This is a genomic window from Streptomyces capoamus, assembly GCF_014654935.1.
GTDB lineage: Bacteria > Actinomycetota > Actinomycetes > Streptomycetales > Streptomycetaceae > Streptomyces > Streptomyces capoamus.
In genome coordinates, this window is sequence record NZ_BNBF01000006.1 from 343,517 (window position 1) to 346,952 (window position 3,436).

Sequence of the window (3,436 nt, forward strand, 5' to 3'; positions counted from 1 at the left end):
GGCGACGCCCGGAGCCTGCACGTGCGGCAGCCACTTGGTCCACTCCCACTCGGGTGTCGAGCCACGGGCGGCGACGACCGCGACGACCAGGTCCTCGGGGGAGTGCAGCGAGGCGAGGGAGGCGGTGACGGCGCGGGCGGTGCCGCGCACGGTGCCCGGCTCGCCGCTGATCGTCACGTGGTAGAAGGCGCGCAGCGAGACCGCCATCGGCAGGTCGTCGAGGGTGCTGTGCGTGGCCAGGAAGCGCTGCATGGCGCCCGCGGTCAGCGGCTCCAGCTCGTCCACGGGGGCGGTCTGCGGCGGGATCAGGGGAGTGGCCAGGGCCTGCGGACCGAGGCCCACGCGCACCTGGCCGAAGTCCTCGTCGCCGGTGCGCCGTTCCCAGACCCGGCTGCCCTCGGCGACCAGCGCCCACAGTTGCTCCGGCGAAGGGTGCAGGTAGTACTGGGTGTCGCGCTGGGACTTCGCCGTCTCCGCGGCGGCACGCCGGGTCTGGGACAGGTAACGCAGGTAGTCGCGGCGCAGGTCGGCCATCTGCCCCTGGTTGCCGCGGCGGTAGCGGACCAGCATCGAGATGCCCATGGCGATGGTCGAGGCCACCATCACCAGACCCATGATCTTCATGAAGGGCTGGGCCTGCGGGTTGAAGAAGAACACCACCGATCCGCCCATGCCCAGCATGGGCAGGAGCTGCATCAGTGCGCCTTCCTGCTGGCCGCGGGGCAGTTCCGGCGGCGCTTGCAGTACGACCTCGTCCGTGGGCACTTCCTTCGGCAGTGCCCGCGGCGGGCGCTTGACGACGATGTGGCTCACTACGCACCAATTCCCTTGCCGGACCGAGATGTTTCGTCCGCCGCCCCGTGTCAGGCGAACGTCGATCGCGAACCGCGATCCTACTGACAACCACGGACGACGACGGGCGGTAGGGTGCCGGTGGAGTGCGTGAGCAGTTGCGAATCGTTCCGGGAGAACCCGGGCAATCCGCAACGGTTCGAAGCGAGCGCCACCCGTGCGTCACGGTCAGGACCGCTCGGTCGGCCGGCACGGCGGGCGGGCGCCGCACAACCTACACAGCATCTTTACGGGCGGAAGGGTGCGCGGTGGCACCGAACGCCGCCCCACCACCGACGAGGGGGAACAGCAGGTGAGCATGACGGCCTCCGCGCCGGCCGGCGCGACCGGCGGACCGGGCACCGGAGCCCCTTCCGGGGCGGGCATGGGATTCGGCTTCTGCCGGGTCACCATCGTGGCGCCCGACAGCCGCATCGACGTGGCGCTGCCCGACGACGTACCGGTCGCCGACCTCTACCCCGAGATCCTGCGCCTGTCCCAGCAGAGTCCCGCCGAGGGCGCGCCGGTCGGCTACCACCTCGTACGGCGTGACGGCACCGTCCTGGACGGGGCCCGGTCCTTCACCGCCCAGCGCATCCTCGACGGCGAGCTGCTCACCCTGCGCCCGTTCGCCGAGTCGCTGCCCCCGGCCGTCCTCGACGACGTCGCGGAGGCGGTGGCCGCCGCCGTGACCCGGGACCGCACCCTGTGGAGCGGCGAGCTCACCCGGGCCGCGGGTCTCGTCGCGGGCGGCATCCTGCCCGCGCTGCTCGCGTTCGTGGCCTGGAGCTCCGAGGTCCGGCACGACATGTACGGCCTGCAGGGCATCATCGCGGGCGTCTGCGGGATCCTCCTCGTCACCATCGCGTGCGTACGCGCGCGGGTGTACGACGACCGGGGCTCCGCGGTCGCGCTGGGACTCGGCGCCCTGCCGAACGTCGGCGTGGCCGGCTCGGGGCTGCTGCGGCTCTCCGGCGGCGAGGGCATCGGGCGCCTGCAGTTCCTGCTCGCCTGCACCGCGGTCCTCGTGGCCTCCGTGGTGCTGACCCTGCTGTCGCCGGGCGGCGACGGGCCCTTCGTGGCGTTCGTCTTCGCCTCCGCCGTCGGTCTGATCACGACCTTCATCGCGATCCTCACCGATCTCCGTCCCATCGAGACGGCCGCCGTCTGCGCCCCGCTGTCCGTCGTGGCGCTGGCCTTCCTGCCCGGGCTGTCCATGCGCTTCGCCCGGCTGCCCATCGGCTTCGAACCGCCCAGCCCGTCCCGCGGCGGCTACGACACCGGCGAGCCCGCCCCGCAGGAGCCCGTGGACGCCGAGCGCGTGGCCGCCCGGGCCCGGCGCGGCCACGAACTCCTCGTCGGTCTCGTCGGCGGCTGCGCCCTGGTCGCGGTGGGCGCGTCGATCGTGCTCGGTTTCTCCAGCAACACGTGGGCCCAGCTGCTGGCCCTCGCGACCGGCCTGGCCATGCTGATGCGGGCGCACCTGTTCCGCTACACCGCGCAGGTCGGCGCCACCCTGGCCGCGGGCCTCGCCGCGATCGTCTTCCTCGGTCTGGGGCTGGCCCTCATTCCGCCCCGGGGCTACCTGATCGACGCCTTCCGGGGCGACACCGCGGCCCTCGACATCCGCAGCATCTGGCTCGCCGCGGCCGTCGCCGCGGCCACCGCCCTGGTCACCGCGATAGCGCTGATCACCCCCCGGCGTGGTGTCACCCCGTTCTGGGGGCGCTTCCTGGAGATCGCCGAGAGCTTCGTCCTGCTGACGCTGATCCCGCTGGCCCTGGCCGTGTTCGACGTGTACGCGCAGGCACGGGCCATGACCAGCTAGGCGGCGCCGGCGGGTGCAGGAAGGGGGCGGCACGCGCGCGTGCCGCCCCCTTCCCGCACCCGGCTCACTGCACGTCCAGCCCCCCGTTGTGAGCCATGGGCTTCAGATCGAACTCCCCGTCCCGGGCACCCAGGACGAACGCCCGCCACTCCGCCTCGGTGTAGCGCAGCACGGTGTCCAGGTCGAGGGAGGACCGCATCGCCACCGCCCCGCCCGGCAGGTACGCGATCTCCACGCGTTCCTCGTGCTCCTCCGTGCCCGGCGCGCAGTGCCACTCGACGCCCGAGATGTCGAGCGCGTACAGCTCGTCCCGCTCCCGCTCCTTGCGCGCCTTGATCTCCGCTTCCGTCTCCGCCATCGTGCAGCGACCCCTTCCCGAGGTAGGTACGGTCCGGCGCTCACCCTAGTGGGCGACACGGTCCCGTCAGGGGTCTTCGGCGACCGGGCGTAAGGGCCCCGCGATCGCCTGGTACCCTGAGTGACGGCCGTTTGTGTACGCACCCCCGGAACCGCCGTGTTCTGGTGGCCGCGCCCAGCGGATCCCCGCCTCCCGAGTTACGGAAGCTCTCCCGAGATGTAGACCGGGGGCACTCGGTGGCACTCACCAGACTATGAGGAGTACGCGTGTCGCTCGACGCCGCTACGAAGAAGCAGATCATCTCCGAGTTCGGTACCAAGGAGGGTGACACCGGCTCCCCCGAGGTCCAGGTCGCTCTGCTGTCCCGTCGGATCTCCGACCTGACGGAGCACCTCAAGACCCACAAGCACGACCACCAC

Annotated in this window: 3 protein-coding genes and 1 pseudogene; 2 read left to right on the top strand and 2 right to left on the bottom strand. The window is 72.0% G+C overall.

Going from position 1 to position 3,436, the window contains the following annotated elements; translation table 11 throughout:
* Positions 1–813, bottom strand: a pseudogene (locus IE312_RS39775) (type VII secretion protein EccC); the annotation flags it as partial.
* Positions 814–1,150: 337 nt separating this feature from the next.
* Here IE312_RS39775 and eccD point away from each other — a divergent pair.
* Positions 1,151–2,659 (top strand): type VII secretion integral membrane protein EccD, encoded by a 1,509-nt coding sequence (gene eccD / locus IE312_RS12980; RefSeq protein WP_189981345.1) that lies wholly within the window; start codon positions 1,151–1,153, stop codon positions 2,657–2,659.
* A 64-nt stretch (positions 2,660–2,723) separates the two neighbouring features.
* On the opposite strand, the gene IE312_RS12985 is transcribed toward eccD, so the two are convergent.
* Positions 2,724–3,017 (bottom strand): DUF397 domain-containing protein, encoded by a 294-nt coding sequence (locus IE312_RS12985; protein ID WP_189981306.1) that lies wholly within the window; start codon positions 3,015–3,017, stop codon positions 2,724–2,726.
* Between the two features lie 266 nt (positions 3,018–3,283).
* Here IE312_RS12985 and rpsO point away from each other — a divergent pair.
* On the top strand, positions 3,284–3,436 hold a 153-nt coding region (rpsO, locus tag IE312_RS39780), incomplete at its 3' end, for a 30S ribosomal protein S15 (RefSeq protein WP_229899632.1).